Below are 5,360 nucleotides of genomic sequence, written 5' to 3' on the forward strand. Positions count from 1 at the left end.
GAGGACGACGACGGCGCCCCGTCCCCGATCCTCGCCGCGGACCACCTGGCGCGCGTGGTGCTGGGGGCCGAGCCGCGCGTCGTGACGCAGCTGGCCGAACGCGTGCTGGCGCCCCTGGACGAGGTGAGCGAGGCGAAGCGGGCGGTGCTGGAGGAGACCCTGCTCGCCTGGCTCACGCACTGGGGCCAGCGGGCGCCGATCGCCGCGGAGCTCGGCGTGCACCCCCAGACCGTGGGGTACCGGGTGGGCCGGCTGCGCGAGCTGTTCGGGGAGGCCCTCGAGGACCCCGACGCGCGGTTCGACCTGGAGATCGTGCTGCGGGCGCGGCGGGACGGGGTCGGGTGAGCGGGGCGGCAGGGGGTGCCGTCTGACGGGGGCCTTCACTAGCGTGGGTGGACCACGCATCCCGACGAGGGACCCCGACGAGAGAAGAGGGACAGTGCCATGACGAACGCCCCGAACCGCGACGAGCTCCCCCTGCCGGACTACGACCACATCCCCAACGGCACGCTGCCGACCCGGATCACCGGCCTCGACGAGTCGCAGGTGGAGCAGCTGCTCGCCTACGAGCGCGCCCACGGCGACCGCCTGCCCGTGGTGCAGGTCCTCGAGACGCGGCTCGAGGCGCTGCGCTCCGGCGCCCAGCCCTCCGGCGATCAGGTGCCGGACACCCCGGAGGTCGGCGGCTCCCGCACCGGCTCGCCCGTGACCCCGGAGACGAGCGGCCCGCCCGTGGAGCCCCTGAGCCGCGGCATCCCGGCCGACCCGCAGCACCCCGGCAACCGCTGAGCCGGCCGGGCGTCGCCTGACAGGGCGGCCCCCCGCGGAACGCGGCCACGACGCCCCGTCTCCTTCCTGTGAGAGGCGACGCGTCGTGGCCGCCTCGCGTTCCGGGCGATCCCGCGGTCCGGCCACGGAGCGCCTGCGAGGGTCCCCGTAGCGTGTTTGTGAGCTGGGTTATATTTCGACACAGCTGCGGCGGGCCTTCGGGCGCTGACGTGCGAGGCTGCCGGATTCCCGGCTGTCCGGCTCCTACTCACGGATGGGTGAAACGGCATGACTGAATTCGAGGACAAGCTTGCGCAAGTGGCTCGGCGAGCCCGCGACTACGCAAGCTCCCTGGACACGGAAGAGGCGACGAAGAACGCGCTCGTCATGCCATTCATCTCGCAGGTGTTGGGCTACGACGTGTTCGATCCCCAGGAGGTCGTCCCGGAGTTCGTCGCAGATCTGGGCCTGAAGAAGGGGGAGAAGATCGACTACGCCATCATGCGGGAGGGGAAGGTCAACATCCTCGTGGAGGCCAAGAAGGTCGGCTCGGAGCTGTCCCTGGCGCACGCGAGCCAGCTGGTGCGCTACTTCCACACCAGTGAAGCGCGGATCGGCGTGCTCACCAACGGGCGGGTGTGGAACTTCTACACGGACCTCGACAAGGCCAACATCCTCGACGAGCGTCCGTTCCTCGTCCTCGATCTTCTGGACATCGACCCGGTCACCGTGCCGAAGCTCGAGCAGCTGGCGAAGGGATCCTTCGATCTCGACTCGGTCATCGCCGCAGCCGAGGAGCTGAAGTACGTATCGGCCATCAAGCGCGAGATTTCTGCCGAGATGGCTGCGCCGAGCGATGAGTTGGTGAAGGTCCTCGCCAAGCGCGTGTACTCCGGGTACATGAACGCCAAGGCGGTGGAGACCTTCACCCGGCTCACCGAGGAGGCTGCGCGCCAGTACATCAACGATCGCGTCAACGCGCGGCTGAAGACTGCCCTGGGCGACCAGGTCGCTCCGGTACTGGCGGCTCCCGCTGAGCCCGTGGCCACCGGCGATCAGACGGTCCTGTCCGACGAGGAGAACGGTCAGGAGGGCCAGCTCAAGCCGGGCGTGGTGACGACCGAAGAGGAGATCGAGGGTTTCCGCATCATCAAGGCGATTCTCGCCGGAATCGTGCCGATGAACCGCGTCTACATGCGCGACGCAGCCTCGTACTGCAGCGTCATCCTGGACGACAACAATCGGAAGCCGATCGCGCGCCTTCACTTCGACGGGAAGGTGAAATATCTGGTGCTGTTCGATGCGGACAAGAACAGGACGCGGGCCGACCTCGAGAACTTGGAGGACATCTACGAATCCGCCGAGGCACTGCGGAGCGTCGTCAGCTCCTACGTCGGGGCCTGAGCGGACTCTGACCCGCCTACTGACCGGATCCGGCCCGCGGGCGGGCAGGACTGTGCCCCGCCGCCGTCGATGCGCCACCCTGGTGCGCACGCCCCGGTGGGACAGACCCGCCGGGCGCCGACCCGAGAGGACGTCATGACCCATCACGAGCGCGACGACCGCCAGGCCCTGGCCGCCGGCGAGACCTACCTGATCCACGTGCTGGAGACCTCCGACCCGCCCGGCAACCCGGACCACTACCGGATCACGGACGCGGTCGAGGCCCACCACGCGTCCACCGGCTCCTACGACGTCGAGGCCGGCGGCCTGGACGCCGCCCGCGAGCTGCTCGCCCGCCACGCCAAGTGAGCGACCGGGGCTGAGACGTCCGGCCGGGCCGCGCCTCACGCGCCCGGCCGGAGCCTCATCCCCAGCACGGTGCGCGCCTCGAGCCCCAGAGCCGCGCGGGCCTCGGGCGCGCCGGTGCGGTCCTCGCCCACCACGGTCATCCCGATCCGCTCGGCCACCCGGCGCGAGGCCGTGTTCTCCGGGTGGATGATCGCCACGAGCTCGTGGTGCCCCAGCACGTCCCGGGCGTGGTCCCGGCAGGCGGCGGCCGCTTCGGTGGCGTAGCCGCGCCCCCACAGGTCGGCCCGCACGTGGTAGCCGACCTCCAGGCGAGGCTCCCCGTTGACCTCCTGCCACGTCAGGCCGCAGTCGCCCACGAAGCCGGGCCCGCCGTCGTCGTGGGTCTCGATGATCCACAGCCCGTGCCCGTCCTGCGCGTACCGGCGCCGGTTGCCCGCGATCCACGCCGCCGCCTCCGCGCGCGTGCGCGGGGCGGGGTAGAAGCGCATCACCACGGGATCGGCGAGGAGGCCGGCCAGGTGGTCGAGGTCGGCGTCGGCCATCTCGCGGAAGCGCAGACGGGCGGTGGGGGCGGGCGGCATGCGCCCAGGCTAGCGGCGGGCGGATGCGCCCCGCCTCTTGTCTGCGCGGGGCCGGGCTGGTCGACTGTGCCCATGCCGCATTCCCTCTCCCTGCGCCCGTTGCGGGTGGATGACGCCGAGGCCATGGCCGCGGTCCTCGCCGACCCGGACCTGTACACGTACACCGGCGGGACGCCGCCGGGCGAGGAGGAGCTGCGGCAGCGGTACGCGATCCTCGCGCGCGGTCGCTCCGAGGACGGCGCGGAGGACTGGGCCAACTGGATCGTGGTGCTGGAGCCGGAGGGCCGGCCGGTCGGCTACGTCCAGGCCACCATCCCCGTGGACGGGGGACCCACGCAGATCGCCTGGCTGATCGGCACGCCGTGGCAGGGCCGCGGGCTGGCGAAGGAGGCCGCCGGCCTCCTCAAGGGCGAGCTGCGGGACCGGGGGGTGCGGCGCCTCGTGGCGGATGTCCACCCCGAGCACACGGCCTCCCAGCGGGTCGCCCAGGCGATCGGCCTGGCGCCGACGGACGAGGTCGTGGACGGGGAGGTCCGCTGGGCCGGGTCCGTGGACGACGGCGGCGGCCCGGTCACCGGCTGATGCCGCGGCGCCGCTCCGGGTAGGAGCCGCCGAGCTCCACGCCCCGCTCGGCCAGGTAGGCCTCCGGGTCCACCGGCTCGCCGTCCACGCGCAGCTCCAGGTGCAGGTGCACGCCGGTGGCGGCGCCGGTCTGCCCGACGCCGGCCAGGTGGTCCCCGGCGGAGACGCGCTGGCCCGCGTCCACCACGGTGGAGTCCGGGGCGGCGTGCAGGTAGCGCCACACGTGGCCGTCCCCGGCGTCCACGGCGAGCAGGTTGCCGCCCGCGTCCCCGCCGGCCTCCACGAATAGGACTCGGCCGTCGGACACCGAGTGGAAGGGCGTGCCCTCCGGCACCCCGCCGAGGTCCACGCCGTCGTGGCGGGTCAGGGCCTCCTCGGACACCCCCGAGGGCACCACGCCCTCGCCGAACGGGTTGGGGCGGGGCCCGAAGCGGGAGGTCACGCGGCCCTGCACGGGCTCGGCGTACCCCTGCGTGTTCACCGTGGGCGGGGCGGGGGTGAAGCCGCCGTTCCAGCGCCGCCGCTCGGCGCCCGCGCCGGCGTCGTCCCGGCCGGCCGGACCGAACGCGAGGACCAGCGCCAGGACGGTCGCGATCAGGGCCAGCGCCCCCACTGCGGCCAGCACGCCCCCGGCCACACCGCTGCCCGGGGAGCCGGCGCCGGGGGTCGGGGTGGTCATCCCCTCAGTCTGTCATGCAGGGTCGGGACGGCCCCGGCCTTCGCCCACGGCATCCCGGCCCGCCACCAGCTCCCGCCCGCGCTCGTAGTCCTCGTCCGCGTTGTAGGTCAGCACGCCCACCACGCGGTCCTGCGCGTCCGTGTACCAGAGAGTGAACCCGCCGGTGCGCTCCACCATGCGGGCCTGCTCGTGGCCGTCGCCCCACGCGGCGTGCTTGAGCGTGTGCTCGCCGATGGTGCTCCAGAACCCGGGCACGGCCTCCCACCGCCGCAGGGACTCCGGGTCCGCCGTCGCCGCGTGGGCCAGCACGGAGGCCTGGCCGGCGCCGCCCGGCACGCCGACCTCGGTGCGGGCCGCGTTGTGCCCGGCGACCTCGCCCCTGCCGAGGGCGTCGCCCCAGTGCTCCACGGGGATCGGCCGGCCGGCCACGGCGTGGTGGGCGCGGGCCACGTCCCCGGCCACCCACACGCCCGGCGCCGCCGCCAGGTGCTCGTCCGCCACGATCCGCCCCTCGTGCATGGTCAGCTCGGAGTCCTCGAGCCACCCGCCCCCCGGCTCGACCCCCACCGCGGCGAGGATCAGGTCCGGGGCGAGCGTGGCGCCGTCGTCGAGGTGGACGGTGCGCGGGGCGCGCACCTGCCCCACCCGCACGCCGGTGCGCAGCTCGACGCCGGCGCCGATCAGCCACTGCGCGATCCGATCGCCCGCCTCGCGGCCGAGCCGCTTCTGCTGCGGCACCTCGTCCGGGGTGACCAGCGTGGTGGCCACCCCGCGCAGGGCCAGGGAGGCGGCCGCCTCGCAGCCGATGAACCCCGAGCCGATCACGACGGCGGAGCGCGCGTGCCCGGCGGAGGCCACCAGGCGGCGGGCGTGGTCGAGAGAGCGCAGCAGGTGCACCTCGGCGTCGTCGTCCGCGACGGGCAGGGGCTTCGGGTGCGCGCCGAGGGCGAGGATCAGGCGCTCGAAGCGGACCGGCTCCTCGCCGACCCGCAGCGTCC

General features: G+C 73.7%; 8 protein-coding genes. 5 read left to right on the forward strand and 3 right to left on the reverse strand.

Annotated elements, in window-relative coordinates:
- The 4 genes from D8M29_RS08305 to D8M29_RS08320 all read left to right on the forward strand — a co-directional run.
- The coding region (locus tag D8M29_RS08305) for a helix-turn-helix domain-containing protein (RefSeq protein WP_148111553.1) at positions 1-345 on the forward strand (345 nt) is incomplete at its 5' end.
- Positions 346-444: 99 nt separating this feature from the next.
- Complete coding sequence (locus D8M29_RS08310; protein ID WP_010079880.1) at positions 445-789, forward strand: hypothetical protein; 345 nt, start codon at positions 445-447, stop codon at positions 787-789.
- Between the two features lie 267 nt (positions 790-1,056).
- Positions 1,057-2,172, forward strand: coding sequence for a type I restriction endonuclease (locus D8M29_RS08315; RefSeq protein ID WP_036314529.1), 1,116 nt, complete (start codon positions 1,057-1,059; stop codon positions 2,170-2,172).
- A 135-nt stretch (positions 2,173-2,307) separates the two neighbouring features.
- Positions 2,308-2,520 carry a hypothetical protein gene (locus D8M29_RS08320; RefSeq protein WP_010079881.1) on the forward strand — a complete coding sequence of 71 codons (213 nt, stop codon included), beginning with the start codon at positions 2,308-2,310 and terminating at the stop codon, positions 2,518-2,520.
- A 35-nt stretch (positions 2,521-2,555) separates the two neighbouring features.
- On the opposite strand, the gene D8M29_RS08325 is transcribed toward D8M29_RS08320, so the two are convergent.
- Positions 2,556-3,101 carry a GNAT family N-acetyltransferase gene (locus tag D8M29_RS08325; RefSeq protein ID WP_020624710.1) on the reverse strand — a complete coding sequence of 182 codons (546 nt, stop codon included), beginning with the start codon at positions 3,099-3,101 and terminating at the stop codon, positions 2,556-2,558.
- 72 nt (positions 3,102-3,173) lie between these two features.
- Here D8M29_RS08325 and D8M29_RS08330 point away from each other — a divergent pair, with 72 nt between their 5' ends.
- Positions 3,174-3,683, forward strand: a complete 510-nt coding sequence (locus tag D8M29_RS08330) for a GNAT family N-acetyltransferase (RefSeq protein WP_044659331.1) — start codon at positions 3,174-3,176, stop codon at positions 3,681-3,683.
- Here the strand turns inward: D8M29_RS08330 and D8M29_RS08335 are convergent.
- Together D8M29_RS08335 and D8M29_RS08340 are read right to left on the reverse strand one after the other, a co-directional pair.
- Positions 3,673-4,362: a M23 family metallopeptidase gene (locus D8M29_RS08335; RefSeq protein ID WP_127445901.1), complete on the reverse strand. Its 690-nt coding sequence runs from the start codon at positions 4,360-4,362 to the stop codon at positions 3,673-3,675. The genes D8M29_RS08330 and D8M29_RS08335 overlap by 11 nt on opposite strands.
- 12 nt (positions 4,363-4,374) lie before the next feature.
- A partial coding sequence (locus D8M29_RS08340; protein ID WP_148111554.1) for an FAD-dependent oxidoreductase occupies positions 4,375-5,360 on the reverse strand: 986 nt, incomplete at its 5' end.

It is taken from the genome of Micrococcus sp. HSID17227 (genome assembly GCF_003989405.1).
GTDB lineage: Bacteria > Actinomycetota > Actinomycetes > Actinomycetales > Micrococcaceae > Micrococcus > Micrococcus luteus.